This window comes from uncultured Aquimonas sp., from assembly GCF_937888285.1.
Lineage (GTDB): Bacteria > Pseudomonadota > Gammaproteobacteria > Xanthomonadales > Xanthomonadaceae > Aquimonas.
Genome location: NZ_CALART010000090.1, coordinates 1 through 13,296 on the forward strand (window position 1 = coordinate 1; position 13,296 = coordinate 13,296).

Below are 13,296 nucleotides of genomic sequence, written 5' to 3' on the forward strand. Positions count from 1 at the left end.
GATTGGGGATTGGGGATTGGGGATTGGGGATTGGGGATTGGGGATTGGGGATTGGGGATTGGAAGAGTTTCGGCCTGAGCCGCGCCGCGAGCCACCCGAATGCCGACCTCCCCTCTCCCCTTGAGGGAGAGGGGCCGGGGGAGAGGGGTAGGAAGCTTGCGGCCAGGTTCCCCCCTCTCCCCAACCCCTCTCCCTCAGGGGGAGAGGGGCTCAACAGCGGGCTTGCGGAAGCTCTACGAATCCCGAATCCCGAATCCCCAATTCCGAATCCCGAATCCCGGTTCCCTAATCCCTAACCCCGGCTCTTGCCCACCTCGGCGCGCATCTCCGCGATCACCTTGGCGTAGTCCGGCGCGTTGAAGATCGCCGAGCCGGCGACGAAGGTGTCGGCGCCCGCTGAGGCAATTTCCGCGATGTTGTCGACCTTGACGCCACCGTCGACCTCCAGCCGGATGTCGCGGCCGGAGGCGCGGATGCGCTCGCGCGCCTCGCGGATCTTCGGCAGCACGGAGGGCAGGAAGCTCTGGCCGCCGAAGCCCGGGTTCACCGACATGATCAGGATCAGATCGATCCGGTCCATCACATAGTCGAGGTGGTGCAGCGGCGTGGCCGGGTTGAAGACCAGGCCGGCCTTGCAGCCGGAGTCGCGGATCAGCTGCAGGCTGCGGTCGACGTGCTCGCTGGCCTCGGGGTGGAAGCTGATCAGGCTGGCGCCGGCCTTGGCGAAGTCGGGAATGATGCGGTCCACCGGCTTCACCATCAGATGCACGTCGATGGGCGCAGTGATGCCGTGCTTCCGCAGCGCCTCGCAGACCAGCGGGCCGACGGTGAGGTTGGGCACGTAGTGGTTGTCCATCACGTCGAAGTGCACCCAGTCGGCGCCGGCCGCGAGCACGTTGCGCACCTCTTCGCCGAGGCGGGCGAAGTCGGCGGAGAGGATGGAAGGCGCGATCAGACACTTGGACATGGCGGGCTCGGGGTGGACGGGATTTGAATGTTCAGCGCCGCATCAGGCTTCGCGCTCGGCGCGGATGCGGTCGTAGGCGGCATTGATGGCGCGCGCGCGGGCTTCGGCGCGGCGGCGCACGGCGGCCGATTCGTTGGCGACGCGATCGGGATGGTGGCGCGACATCGCGCGGCGGTAGGCACGGTCGATCTCGTCCATGCTGGCCTCGGGATCGACGTCCAGCACCGCGTAGGGATCCTCACCGCGCTGCGGCCGCGGCGTGCGCAAGGCCAGCCAGCCGCCGTCGAAGCCCCAGCCGATCAGGAAACCCAGTACGGCACCGGCCGGATGCCGCAGCAGGATCCAGCCGAAGGTGAAACCCAGCAGGCGGCCGGCATAGCGCATGGGCTAGTTGGCGTTGTCGTTGGCGGCAGCGGCCGCCGCAGCGCGCTGGCCCTGCCGCGGCTGACTGGCATACCAGCGCGCCAGCGCATCGAGGTCGGCGTCCTGCAGGGCGCCCACCACCGCCTGCATCGGCGGGTGCCGGCGCTCGCCGTTCTTGTACTTCTGTAGTGACAGGCGCAGGTAGGCCTCGTCCTGGCCGGCCAGATGCGGGTTGCCAGGGGCGAGCGCGATGCCGTCGACGCCGTGGCAGCTGGCGCACATGCCGAGCTGGGCCGGGCGTTCGATCGGCGCAGCGCCAGCCGGCGCACCGGGGCTGCAGGCGGAGAGTCCAAGGCCCAGCAGCGGGGCCAGCATCAGGGCGCGAGGGTTCATGGCCGCGCATTCTACCGGCGCGCTGTCGGCGCGAGGTCGGCATCGCGATCGATCGCCCTGTCCGCTGGGCGTGCTCGCCGCCCCTGAGCCGCAGATCGCGCTGTGAGCCCTGCGCCTGCGTCGATAAACTATCGCGCTTCCCGCATGCCCAGGCCTCCGCCGTGACCACGACCCTGCACCAGTCCGACCTCGACCTGCCGCTGCTGCACCGGGGCAAGGTGCGCGATGTCTACGGCCTGCCGAACAATGAGCTGCTGATCGTCGCCAGCGATCGTCTGTCTGCCTTCGACGTGGTGCTGCCTGATCCGATTCCCGGCAAGGGCGAGATCCTCTGCCAGATGTCGAACTTCTGGTTCGCACAGACGGCCACGCTGCAGCCCAATCACCTTTCGGCGACGCCACTGGCCAGCGTGCTGCCGGCCGGCACCGACCTCGCGCTCTATGCCAAGCGCAGCGTGGTGGCCAAGAAGTTGAAAGCCCTGCCGGTGGAAGCCATCGCCCGCGGCTATCTGATCGGCTCGGGCTGGAAGGACTACCAGCGCACGGGCGCGGTCTGCGGCATCGCCCTGCCCGCCGGCCTGCGCCAGGCCGAGGTGCTGCCGGAGCCGATCTTTACCCCCTCGACCAAGGCCGCGGTGGGCGACCACGACGAGAACATCGGCTTCGACCGCGTGGTCGAGCTGATCGGCGGCGAGCTGGCCGAGGCCGTGCGCACGGCGACGCTGAAGATCTATCGCTTCGCGGCAGCCTACGCCGCCGAGCGCGGCATCCTGATCGCCGACACCAAGCTGGAGTTCGGCCTCGACGAGAACGGCGCGCTGATCGTGATGGACGAGATGCTGACGCCGGACTCGTCGCGCTTCTGGCCGGCCGACCAGTACCAGATCGGCATCAGCCCGCCGAGCTACGACAAGCAGTTCGTCCGCGACTATCTGGAAACCCTGGACTGGAACAAGACCGCGCCGGGCCCGCGGGTGCCGGTCGAAGTCATCGGGGCGACCCGCGCGAAGTACGCCGAAGCCCTGCTCAAGCTGACCGGCATCGTTGCCTGAGCGCTGCCCTGCCCTGCGCGACGGGCGCGGTATTCCTGAACAACTCCGGATTCGTCATCCCCGCGTAGAGCCTGTCCTCGCGAACGCGAGAACGCGGATCCAGGGTTCGAAGCGAGGTCGCTGGTCCCCGTGCCACCTTCGCGATGACAGGCGCTTCGCGGGGGCGACGCTGGCAGTGGTCAAGCAAGAGTTCTGCTTCCCGCGAAGCTCTCCGCTCGCGCCACTGACGCCACATGCGCGCTCACACGGCGCGACCTACAGCGGAATCCGCAGCCGCCGCATCAGTTTGCCCATCACCCAGGCGGGGCCAATGAGCAGATAGACGAGGTCGGTGAAGAAGCTCGGCTTCTTGCCCTCGTAGCGGTGACCGATGAACTGTCCGATCCAGGCGACGACAAACACCGCGATGGCCAGCCACAGCAGGTTCGTCGCGCCCAGCGCGCCGTACAGCAGATGCGTCATGAAGCCAAGCGCCACCAGCTTGATCGCCATCACCAGGCCGAGCGGCCGCGAGAGCCGGTAGTAGTAGATCGCCGCCACCGCCATGGCCATGCCGGCCCAGGCGCCATCGCGGCCCAGCGCGGCCGGCACCGGAATCACCCACAGCAGGGCGATCACCGACCACAGGATCAGCGGCACGCAGACGACATGCAGCGCCTGGTTGGTGGCGTTGCGGTGGTCGCCCGAGTAGTTCGCGAACCAGCGGTCGACAGGGCGCCGCTCGTTGGCGGGCAAAAGGTCATCGGTCGTGTTCATGCGCGCGGCACAGCCTTGGAGCGGGCGCCCACGGTAGGGGTTTGGCGAATCCCGGACAAGACCGTGGTGGGCGATGGCAGACCCCGCAGCGCGCGGTGCAGCTCGACAAGGTCGGCGCAAGGCGGCGTCCGTTCACCCGGTGATGCGTGCAGCCCGGCACGGCGCCTGAGCCCTCCGGTGACCGGGGCGGGCGTATGGTCCATGGTGGGCCGGGGCCCACCCTATGAAAGCGTCGGCCACGGCTTCGGCTTCGGCTTCGGCTCTCGCTCTCGCTCTTGCTCCAGCTCTTGCGGGCAGGAGCCCGCGCTTTGCCCGGGGCCCCTGGGAAGCGGCGGGAGGCGGTCGATCCGCCCGCAGGGTTGGCCGCAGGGATGCGGCCAAGGTTTTCGACAGGCCAGGGACGGCCTGTCCGAAAACCCCGACCGACTCTCGCGAACCCGGAGCGCAGGGATGCGCGTAGGGCGCGGACGAGGGGTGGCCTTTCTTTGGCCTACCTTTCTTGACTCCGGGCCTCCTGCCCTCCGCCCCTCCCGGGCCGCCTTCGGCGTTCGCGCCGCTCCTCCGGCGCAGTGACCACGCAAAGAAAGGTAGGTCGGGCCGGCCGAAGGACGGACCGAAAGCTCTTGCTCTTGGCTTCAAACGACTGAGCGACGAAGCGACGGAGCGACGGAGCGACGGAGCGACGAAACGACACCGAGGCGAGAATGGAGCCCATGGTGGGCCAGGGCCCACCCTATGACCGCCGCGGGCTCGGGCCGGCAGCGGTAACGGAAAGGGGCCCCGAAGGGCCCCCGTGATTCCGTCCCATCGCCTTCAGGCGACGCGGCGCCGGATCAGTCCTCGCCGGAGAGCATGTTCATCAGGTTCAGCAGGTGCGAGAACAGCACCACGATGCTGGAGAACAGGCTGACGGTGATCATGATCGGGTTGGCATTGGGCTCGTGGATCAGCCGGCTGACGTCCCAGAGGATGAAGCCACTCATCAGCAGCACCGCCACGCCCGAGATGGTCAGCGACAGCGCGGGGATCTGCAGGAACAGGTTGGCGACCACGGCGACGATCAGCACCAGCGCGCCGACCATCAGGAAGCCGCCCATGAAGCTGAAGTTCTTGCGCGAAACGACCGCGTAGGCGGCCAGCGCGGTGAAGATCACCGCCGTGGCGCCGAGCGCATTCAGCACCACCGACGCGCCGCCGGGAATGCTCAGGTAGGCGCCGATCATCGGGCTGAACAGCAGGCCGACCGCGAAAGCCCAACCGAAGGTGGCGAGGATCTGGGCCTGGCCGTTGCCGATGCGCGAGATCAGGAAGGGTCCGCCGATGAACAGGGCCATGAAGACCAGCCACATGCCCATGCCCAGCGGGATGCGCATCGCAAGGCCAGCGCCGGCGCCGACCGCAGCGACGCCCAGCACCAGGCTCAGCAGGATGAAGGTGTTGCGGATCAGGGTGTTGCCGGCGGTGGCGGGAAGCGCCGCGGCCACCGGTACTGCAGGACGATCATTCATCGAGGCGACTCCCATCCAAAGACCAAGGAGCCGGGATGGTACCCAAAGCGGGGTCGCCGGTCTGCATTCACCGGCGCCGGCGCGCAGGCCCGTTCGAGCTGCCTGAGCGGTTTCCCCGAGTTGGGACACTTGGGCTCGGTGCGGTGGCAGGCGGCGGTGCCACCGGCTGCGGATCGAGCACGCGGTGCTCGCCCGGGCGCAGCCCGTCCAGCGCATGCGGACCCATCGCCACGCGCAGCAGGCGCAGGGTTGGGAGTCCCACGGCGGCAGTCATCCGCCGCAGCTGGCGGTTGCGGCCTTCGCGCAGCACCACCTGCAGCCAGCTCTCGGGCACCGACTTGCGGTAGCGCACCGGCGGCTCGCGCGGCCACAGCCAGTCCGGCGGGCCATCCAGGCGCCTGACCTCGCAGGGCAGGCAGGGGCCATCCTTCAGGGTCGGGCCCGCGGCCAGGGCCTGCAGCTGCGCGGCCGTGGCGTCTCCCTCGACCTGCACCACATAGGTCTTGGGCCACTTGTGGCGCGGCTGGGTGATGCGCGCGATCAGGCCGCCGTCGTCGCTCAGCAGCAGCAGACCCTCGGAGTCAGCGTCCAGCCGCCCGGCGGGATAGACACCCGGCTGATCGATCAGCCCGGCCAGCGTCGGTCGCCCCTCTGCATCGGTGAACTGGCAGAGCACGCCAAAGGGTTTGTTGAGGGCGATCAGCATGCGCGCAGGTGGCTTGGTGGGTCGACAGTCGCGCGCCTTGCGTTCAAGGCGACGCGCCGCCTGACGGCGGATGCGCCAGCGGCCGCACGAGGCGGCCGCTGGCGGTCTTGCCCGGCGCGAACGCCAAGGTGATCGCTTCGACGATCAGTTGCCGGTCTTGGTCTCGCCCGCGGCCGGCTCGGCGCTGACTTCCGCCGCCGGCGCGGCCGGCTTGACGAAGCGCAGGGTCATGCGGTCGGACTCGCCGATGGCGACGAACTTCTCGCGGTCCTCGTCACCGCCGCGCAGCACCGGCGGCAGCGACCACACGCCATTGGGATGGTCGCGGGTGTCCTTCGGGTTGGCGTTGATCTCGGACTTCTCGACCAGCTGGAAGCCCGCGGCTTCGGCAAGGGCGATCACCTGGGCCTCGGTGACATAGCCACCGCGGCCGTCCGGCTCGGTGCCTTCGGCAGCGCGATGCTCGACCACGCCCAAGGTGCCGCCCTCACGCAGGACGTCGTAGAAGCCCTTGAAGTAGGCCGGTGCCGCGCCCGAAGGCATCCAGTTGTGGACGTTGCGGAAGGTCAGCACGGTGTCGACCGAGCCGGGCGCACCGAAGGCCGGATTGGCGGGATCGAACTGGACGACCTGCGCCTTGCCGTAGACCTCGGCATTGCCCGCCAGCTTCTCCTGATAGCTCTTCAGCGCGTTGCCGTAGTACTCGGCGGCGCGCTCGTTGGCGGCCTTGGCCGGGTCGACCACGGCGGCGATGTAGGTACCGCCGTCGCGCAGCAGCGGCGCCAGGATCTCGGTGTACCAGCCGCCGCCCGGGGTGATTTCGAGCACGGTCTGACTGGCATCGACGCCGAAGAAGCCGAGCGTCTGCACCGGATTGCGGAAGGCGTCACGGGCGACATTCTCGGGCGAGCGCCAGGCGCCGGCGACGGCCTGTTCGATCGGCGACTTGACCGGCTCGGCAGGTGCCGGCGCCGGCGCCGGGGCGGTCTCGGCGGGCTTGGGCGCTTCGGCCGGCGCCGCGGTGCTCGGCGCTTCCGACTGGGAGCAGGCGGCCAGCGACAGCACGATCAGCAGGGGCAGGGTCTTCTTCAACATGGGCGGCATTCCTCGTAGGGGCTGCAATGTCCACGCGCTGCCGGGTCGGCCGCGCGACCTGAATCAGCCCATCACGCTAGCACAGGCCCGTGAGGATGAAGAAAAGTCCGCGCCTGTTCGATCATCAGGAAGTTCGTGGGATCGGAAGACGCACACCGAGCTGCCGCCCCGGCGGCGCGCGACGCCGCCGGGAAGCGTAGTCGGACGTCAGTTGCAGACCGACTGGTAGACGCAGGCCACCCACTGCGGCTGGTCGATGAAGGGGTTGCGGTTGCCCTGGTAGCTCTGGATCAGGGCATTGCGCAGGCGCTCGGCCTCGTCGGGCGGGTCCTGCTGGTGCCACTGGATCAAGGTCGAGAGCCGGCCCATGTAGGCCACCGAGGCATTGCCCGAGCTGCCAACGACGAGACCGAGGTCGTTGGTCAGGCGCAGATCGGGCTCGGCCGCGCCGGTGCCGCCGTGGCTGCCGCCCTCGTAGCGGAGGTCCATGTAGAACATCGCGCGCGCCACATTGCCTTTCAGCTTCGACCAGACCTCGAACACGCTGCCGTTGGTCCAGTTGGAATTGCCCGGATACACACCGCTGCCGCCGCCCTGCCCGGCATAGGCGCCGGTCGGATATTCGGTACAGCCGCTGGGGCAGTTGTCATAGGCCTTGTTGCCGCGGGCCGCGTTATAGGCGATGTCGGAGGCCATCAGCATGTGCAGATCGGTGTAGGCCGAGTTGGTCGGGCCGTCATTGGGAAAGCCCAGCGAGTTCGGCCAAGTGTGCTCGCGGTTGTAGAAATCGTTGCCGCCGGCGACCTTGGCGTAGGACGCATTCCTGTAGATGTCGAGGATGCGACCGCTGTTGAGCGGATCCTGCTCGGCCCGGTCGAGCACGTCCCAGGTGTCGGTGCTGCTCGCCGTGTAGGGGATGCGCGTGTGGTCGTCGATCAGCGCGTGCAGGCTGGCGCGCAGCGCGCTGGCGCTGCCGGTCTGCACCCCGCTGTAGTAGCCGGAGGGCGGTGCGCTCGCCGCGTCGAAGCTCGGCGTAAGGCTGAGGCCACTGAAGCTCGTGTAGGCGCGGATCAGCACGTGCCAGGTGCCGGCCTGCGGGCTGGTGAAGCTGCAGGTCTCGGTGTTGCCGGTCTGGAACGGACGGCAGTCGTAGACCGTGGTGGTCGGCGCGCTGCCGAAGCGCACATAGAGGTCGGCGTCACCACTGCCGCCGCTCATCGCGAAGCGCAGGTTGCTGGCCCCGGCCGGCACGCTCAGGGTGAAGGCCAGGCTGCTGCCGGCGGTCGCCGCAAGCCCCGTACGGGCGACGCCATTGCTCAGGCTCGTGCCGCCGCCGCTGCCCGGCGCCACCAGGGTCTGGCCGCTGTTGCAGGCGCCGAAGCTGGCCGCGCGCGGCGCCTGCCAGGTGAAGTCACTGGCGCGGCTGCCGCTGCCGGCGAGCTGCAGGGACTGCCCCACCGGCGTGGTGGCGGTCTCGGCCACAGTGATTTGCGTCGCCACGCGACCCGCGGCAGGTCCGTCGCTGGCGGTGAAGCCGCCCTCGTAGCTGAGGAGCTGCACGACCGCGCCGCTGGCGTCGATCAGGGCCAGGCCATCCGGGCTGCCGTTCTGGATGCCCGGCACGTTGATCGCCACGGTGCCGTGGCCGCCGCACTGGTTGGCGGTGGTGCCCGTCAGGCTGTAGGTGGCGTACTGGCGGCCGTCGCTGCCGTTGTAGAGCACCAGCTTCCAGCCGCCCAACGAGGTGCCGGCCGGGGCGATGATCTCGACGCGTTCACCGCTGTCGGTGCCGTCGTTGTCGTAATGGAACTCGTTGATGAAGACATCGGCGCGGGCGGAGCCGGCGGCGATCAGGCACAGCGAAGCCAGCGCGCTGCAGACAGGCGCGAGACGTCCACGCAGGGACAGGGTCATGGAAACTCCGTAAGCCGCGCGCCGCGGCATCCGGCCGCGGGCACGCTGCGGAAACGAGCGGTTCCGCGTGATGCACGAGCCCTCCCCGGCTCGGCATCCGGCGGTGGCGGCCACCGCGGCCGCCCCAGCGCGCGCGGGAATCGTTCCCGACGCGGTGCGCGGAGTCTGCGGCCTCCGCGTGACGCTGTGAAGTCGGCGGGCTACACCCGCAGGCGCGCCGGATACGGCGGCACGTCGGCCAGCGCGCCGGCGCGGATGTCCTGCTGCAGGGCCAGCCACCAGCCGACAGTGAAGATCTCGCCGTGGGCCTCCAGCAGGGCTGCGCGCAGCTCGGACGACAGGCCGAGGAACTGCGGGAACTGCTCGGGGAAGACGTCGTTCTCGTCGACGTGGTACCAGGCGCCGGCGTGCATTTCCTCGTCCTCGTGGCGTGCGCTCGGCAGCGCGCGGAAGCGGCACTCGGTGACGAAGCAGAGCTCGTCGTAGTCGTAGAAGATCGCCCGGCCGGCGCGGCTGATGCCGAAGTTCTTGAGCAACAGGTCGCCGGGGAAGATGTTGCTGCGCGCGAGGTCCTTGATCGCCTGGCCGTAATCGACAATCGCGGCGATCGCGCGCGCCGGCTCGACCTCGCGCAGGTACAGGTTCAGGGGCCGCAGGCGGCGCTCGATGTAGCAGTGCGAGAACACCAGGTCCTCGCCGTCCGTCTGCACCGTCTCGCGGCAGCCTTCAAGCAGCTCCTCCAGCAGGGCCGGCGCGAACTGCCGGCGCGGAAAGCGCAGGTGGCGGAACAGCTGGGCATCGACCAGGCGGCCGACGCGGTCGTGATGGAAGACCAGCCGGTACTTCTGTTCGACCTCGGCGCGGGCCATGTTCTTCGGGTAGGCGAAGCGGTCGCGGATCAGCTTGAACACCACCGGATAGCTGGGAAGGGTGAACACCGCCATCACCATGCCGCGCTCGCCGTCGGCGTGGACGAAGGCCTCGTCAGGGTGGCGCTGCAGATGCGCGAAGAAATGCCGATAGCGCTCGGTCTTGCCCTGCTTGGCGCGACCCAGCACGGTGTAGAGCTCGTCGACCGGCTTGTGCGGCAGCAGGGTGCGCAGGAACACCACCGCGTCGCCCACGGTTTCGAGGTCGGCATGGAAGTAGCTGCGGGTGTAGCCGAACAGCACGGCGACCTGGGCGCGTTCGGTGATAAGCGCATCCACGCGCAGGCCCTGCCCGGTATGCATCAGCGCGATCACGATCGGCGCGAAGCGGCTCTCGCCGTAGACGCGGCCGACCAGATAGGCGCGGCGCTCGCGGTAGAACACCGTCTCCATCAGCTCCAGGCCGCGCACGGCAGGAGACTCCCAGTCGGCCAGCTGCTGCGCGATGCGCTGCGCCAGCTTGTGCGCGCAGTCCTGCGGATCGGCATAGGGGACGGCGAACGGATAGTCGTCGAGCACGCGCGCGAATACCGGAGCGAGATCGCCCGCCACCGCATAGCTGCGACGCGCCACCGGATGAGTGATGCGATCGGTGGGCGCGATCGACAGCGCCACGAACTCGATCGCCGCATCCACCCCGCGGGTCGCGAAGAAGCGCCGGGTCAGGGTGTTGAAGAAGGTCTTGTACAGCTCCTGGTCGAGCAGGCCGGCGATCAGCTCGGCATAGCGCGCATGGATGCGCGCCCACAGCGCCTTGTCCTGCGACTGCCCCTCAAGCTGGGCGGAGAGCCGCGCACCGGCGGCGGCGACGCAGCGGTCGTAGAGCTCGATGCGCTCGACCGCGTCGGAGCGCGCGCCCAGCCAGTCGCGCTGCTCGAAGCGCCGGCGCGCGCGCTGGGTGATCGCGCGGAAGTGGCCGTTGTAGCCCTCGAAGGCATCGCGGATCGAAGTCGCCGCCAGCTCGACGCGGGCCTCTTCGGGCGTGCGCTGCGGGAGTGCGTCGGGACAGGGCTCGATCATGTCGGCTCTCTGGGTCGTCGTACGGGTCAGCACCGATCTTCAAGGCAAGCAGCCAGCGCCAAGGTCATCTCAAGCCTTACACCACAGGCGGCATGTCAGGAACACCCTGACCTTGCATGCGACGTATCCGGCTATTTCCTTCACTAGCCGCGTGAATAATGAACCTGTGCCCGCGTTGTCCTGCGAGGCGCTCCGGACCGGCTCTCCGACCTCCCCCACGGCCCCGGTCCCATGCTCTCCCCGAAGCACACAGCCGGATCGCAGGATGCGATTCGGCTGTTTCGTTTCTGCGCCCCAGAATTCGCGTCTTTCCGAGGTCGCGGGCCTCAAGTCGGCCCACCGGCTGCCGTTATCGCTCCCGAGCCGCAGCGCGGCCCGCACCGGCCCCGGTGCGGCGGGTCATGGGTTGCCGCCTTGTTCCGCCGCACCAGGGTCAACCCCCTGCAGCGACTAGGCATGGCGCGCCCACAGGCGCTCGAACTCGGCGCCGAAGTCCGTGACCAGCTGGGCGTGCTCGATCACCAGCAGATTCTCCTCATTCGAGGTCGTGGCGCTGCGCGTCCAGTTGAAGCTGCCGTTCAACAGCAGCCGCGCATCGAAGATCGCGAACTTGTGGTGCATGTGGAAGCCGCTGCGATCCAGACGCACCGGCAGCCCCTGCTCGCGCAGCCAGCCGACGTCGCTGCCGGCATCGTGGAACTTGTCGTTGTCGGTCAGCAGGCGCACGGCGACGCCGCGGCGGTGACAGGCCAGCAGGGCCTCGGCCAGCAGGTCATCGGCAAGGGTGAACACGCAGACATCGATCTGCGCGCGCGCGGCGCGGCACAGCGACAGGATTTTCTGGCGGCAGCTCTCGCCCGGGCTGAAATGCGCGCTGGCCGGCTCGCGCGCGGCCTGCGCCTTCAAATCCAGCGTCTTGACCACCTGCTCCAGCCACTTCAGCGCCGGCTGCGCCTGCGCGGGGTCGGCGACCAGCTCGCGCACCAGGGCGAAGGCGCGATTGCGCAGGTAGCGGACCGCGTCCGGCGACAGCGACTGGCCGAGCTCGCGCAGCTCGTCGCGTTCTTCCACGCTCAAGCGCAGGTCGGCGAGGCTGTCGCGCAGTTTCTGGTCGAGCTGCTGGAAGTCCATGGGCGGCGTCCTCGATCGGGCCCGCATGATCGACGCAGGCCACCGTCGTCGTCGAGTATCCGCAGGGCTTGCCGCCGCAGCCGGGATTCGCCAGCCTGCCGGATATCCGAGCCGCAGCTGCGAAGCCGTGATGACGCCGCATCCGATCGACCGCGAATTCCTTGAGGCCTGGCACGAGGTCGGCGCCCGCGGCACCGGCGAGGCCTGCCTTGCCGCACTGCGCGCGGCCTGGCGCGAGCCGCAGCGGCACTACCACAGCCTGCAGCATCTGTCGGAATGCCTGGACCTGCTGCGCGCGCATCGCGACGTGGCCGAACGGCCGGACGAACTGGTGCTGGCGCTGTGGTTCCACGATGCCGTCTACGATCCGCGCGGCAAGGACAACGAGCAGCGCAGCGCCGACTGGGCGAGGCGAGCGCTGGGACAGGCCGGCACCGATCCCGCGGCGACGGCGCGCATCCACGCCCTGATCCTCGACACCGCGCATGCCGCAGAGCCCACGCCCGGCGACGCCAGCCTGCTGGTCGACATCGACCTCGCCATCCTCGGCGCCGTCCCCGAGCGCTTTGCCGAGTACGAACGGCAGGTGCGCGCCGAATACGCCTGGGTGCCGGGTTTCCTCTACCGCTACAAGCGCCGCCAGCTGCTGCGAGAGTTCGCCAGGCGCGAGCAGATCTACCGCACGCCGGCCCTGCGCGAACGGCTGGAGGCGCAGGCGCGCAGCAACCTCGAACGGGCGATAGGCTGACGCCGCGGGCACTCAGCGCCGGAGGCTGAAGCCCAGCGCGAAGCCCTCGCGCCGCCACACCCAGGCCAGCAGCAGATACCAGGCCGTCATCAGCGCGCCGATATGCCACTCCAGCAGGTTTTCCATGCGGTCCTTGAGCTTGGGATCGTCGAAGCCGTTGGCCACGGCCGTGTAGCCCAGCCCCAGCGCCAGCATCACCAGCGAGATCGCCAGCCAGACCGCACCGACGCGGTCCCAGCGCCCGAGCCGGCGGTGCCAGTGCCGCACCACCACCAGCTGCGCCAGGTAGACCGAAGCGAAGTAGAGCTGCGCGCCATAGCGGCGCAGGAAGCGATAGGCCTCGCCGTCGGTGCCGAGAAAGGTGACGTAGACCGCCAGCGCCAGCCCGGCAAACGGCGCCAACAGCCACAGGCTGCGCCCGGCGCGCGGATCGCCGGTGCTCCGCCGGAGCCAGACGAGCGTTGCCAGCCAATGCAGGGTGAGCAGCAGGGCCGAAGGCAGCATCAGCAACCGGAACAGGTGATTGCCCAGCCCATGCCGCGCCGCCCGGCTGATCGAGGTGCAGCCTTCGACATAGGGCACGCAAGCAGGCACATGGCCGGCCTCGATCGACAGGGCGTAGGCGAGGTGGGCGGCCAAGACCGGCACCAAGGCCACGGCGAGGGGGAGGGGCCAGATGGCGAGCGTGGATGTGCGCGGGATCATCGTGTCGTC

Annotated in this window: 12 protein-coding genes and 1 pseudogene; 2 read left to right on the forward strand and 11 right to left on the reverse strand. The window is 69.1% G+C overall.

Going from position 1 to position 13,296, the window contains the following annotated elements:
• Positions 1-292 precede the first annotated feature (292 nt).
• Genes rpe through Q0654_RS16445 form a run of 3 tightly spaced genes read right to left on the reverse strand, consistent with a single transcriptional unit; the run spans position 293 to position 1,723 of the window.
• A complete protein-coding gene (rpe, locus tag Q0654_RS16435) occupies positions 293-967 on the reverse strand; it encodes a ribulose-phosphate 3-epimerase (RefSeq protein WP_298855904.1) in 675 nt (224 codons plus the stop codon).
• Between the two features lie 42 nt (positions 968-1,009).
• Positions 1,010-1,351: a J domain-containing protein gene (locus Q0654_RS16440; RefSeq protein WP_298855905.1), complete on the reverse strand. Its 342-nt coding sequence runs from the start codon at positions 1,349-1,351 to the stop codon at positions 1,010-1,012.
• Between the two features lie 3 nt (positions 1,352-1,354).
• Positions 1,355-1,723, reverse strand: coding sequence for a cytochrome c (locus tag Q0654_RS16445; protein WP_298855907.1), 369 nt, complete (start codon positions 1,721-1,723; stop codon positions 1,355-1,357).
• Between the two features lie 161 nt (positions 1,724-1,884).
• Here Q0654_RS16445 and Q0654_RS16450 point away from each other — a divergent pair, with 161 nt between their 5' ends.
• Entirely contained in the window at positions 1,885-2,775 is an 891-nt protein-coding gene (locus tag Q0654_RS16450) for a phosphoribosylaminoimidazolesuccinocarboxamide synthase (protein ID WP_298855909.1), read from the forward strand.
• Between the two features lie 255 nt (positions 2,776-3,030).
• On the opposite strand, the gene Q0654_RS16455 is transcribed toward Q0654_RS16450, so the two are convergent.
• The 7 genes and pseudogenes from Q0654_RS16455 to Q0654_RS16485 all read right to left on the reverse strand — a co-directional run bounded on the left by Q0654_RS16455 (position 3,031) and on the right by Q0654_RS16485 (position 11,834).
• Positions 3,031-3,531: an Mpo1-like protein gene (locus Q0654_RS16455; RefSeq protein WP_298855911.1), complete on the reverse strand. Its 501-nt coding sequence runs from the start codon at positions 3,529-3,531 to the stop codon at positions 3,031-3,033.
• 833 nt (positions 3,532-4,364) lie between these two features.
• Entirely contained in the window at positions 4,365-5,039 is a 675-nt protein-coding gene (locus Q0654_RS16460) for a Bax inhibitor-1 family protein (RefSeq protein WP_298855913.1), read from the reverse strand.
• Between the two features lie 175 nt (positions 5,040-5,214).
• A pseudogene (locus Q0654_RS16465) lies at positions 5,215-5,745 on the reverse strand (pseudouridine synthase); the annotation flags it as partial.
• 144 nt (positions 5,746-5,889) lie between these two features.
• Entirely contained in the window at positions 5,890-6,840 is a 951-nt protein-coding gene (locus Q0654_RS16470) for a methyltransferase (protein WP_298855915.1), read from the reverse strand.
• A 207-nt stretch (positions 6,841-7,047) separates the two neighbouring features.
• Positions 7,048-8,754: an endonuclease gene (locus tag Q0654_RS16475; RefSeq protein ID WP_298855917.1), complete on the reverse strand. Its 1,707-nt coding sequence runs from the start codon at positions 8,752-8,754 to the stop codon at positions 7,048-7,050.
• A 200-nt stretch (positions 8,755-8,954) separates the two neighbouring features.
• Positions 8,955-10,703: a bifunctional isocitrate dehydrogenase kinase/phosphatase gene (gene aceK, locus Q0654_RS16480; protein WP_298855919.1), complete on the reverse strand. Its 1,749-nt coding sequence runs from the start codon at positions 10,701-10,703 to the stop codon at positions 8,955-8,957.
• Between the two features lie 450 nt (positions 10,704-11,153).
• On the reverse strand, positions 11,154-11,834 hold the full coding sequence (locus Q0654_RS16485) for a phospholipase D-like domain-containing protein (RefSeq protein ID WP_298855922.1): 681 nt from the start codon (positions 11,832-11,834) through the stop codon (positions 11,154-11,156).
• Positions 11,835-11,964: 130 nt separating this feature from the next.
• Between Q0654_RS16485 and Q0654_RS16490 the strand changes: the two genes are divergently transcribed.
• On the forward strand, positions 11,965-12,582 hold the full coding sequence (locus Q0654_RS16490) for a hypothetical protein (RefSeq protein WP_298855925.1): 618 nt from the start codon (positions 11,965-11,967) through the stop codon (positions 12,580-12,582).
• Positions 12,583-12,594: 12 nt separating this feature from the next.
• Here the strand turns inward: Q0654_RS16490 and Q0654_RS16495 are convergent, their stop codons facing one another.
• The gene (locus tag Q0654_RS16495) at positions 12,595-13,221 is read right to left on the reverse strand and encodes a hypothetical protein (RefSeq protein ID WP_298855927.1); all 627 of its coding nucleotides are present in this window, start codon (positions 13,219-13,221) and stop codon (positions 12,595-12,597) included.
• Between the last annotated feature and the right edge of the window lie 75 nt (positions 13,222-13,296).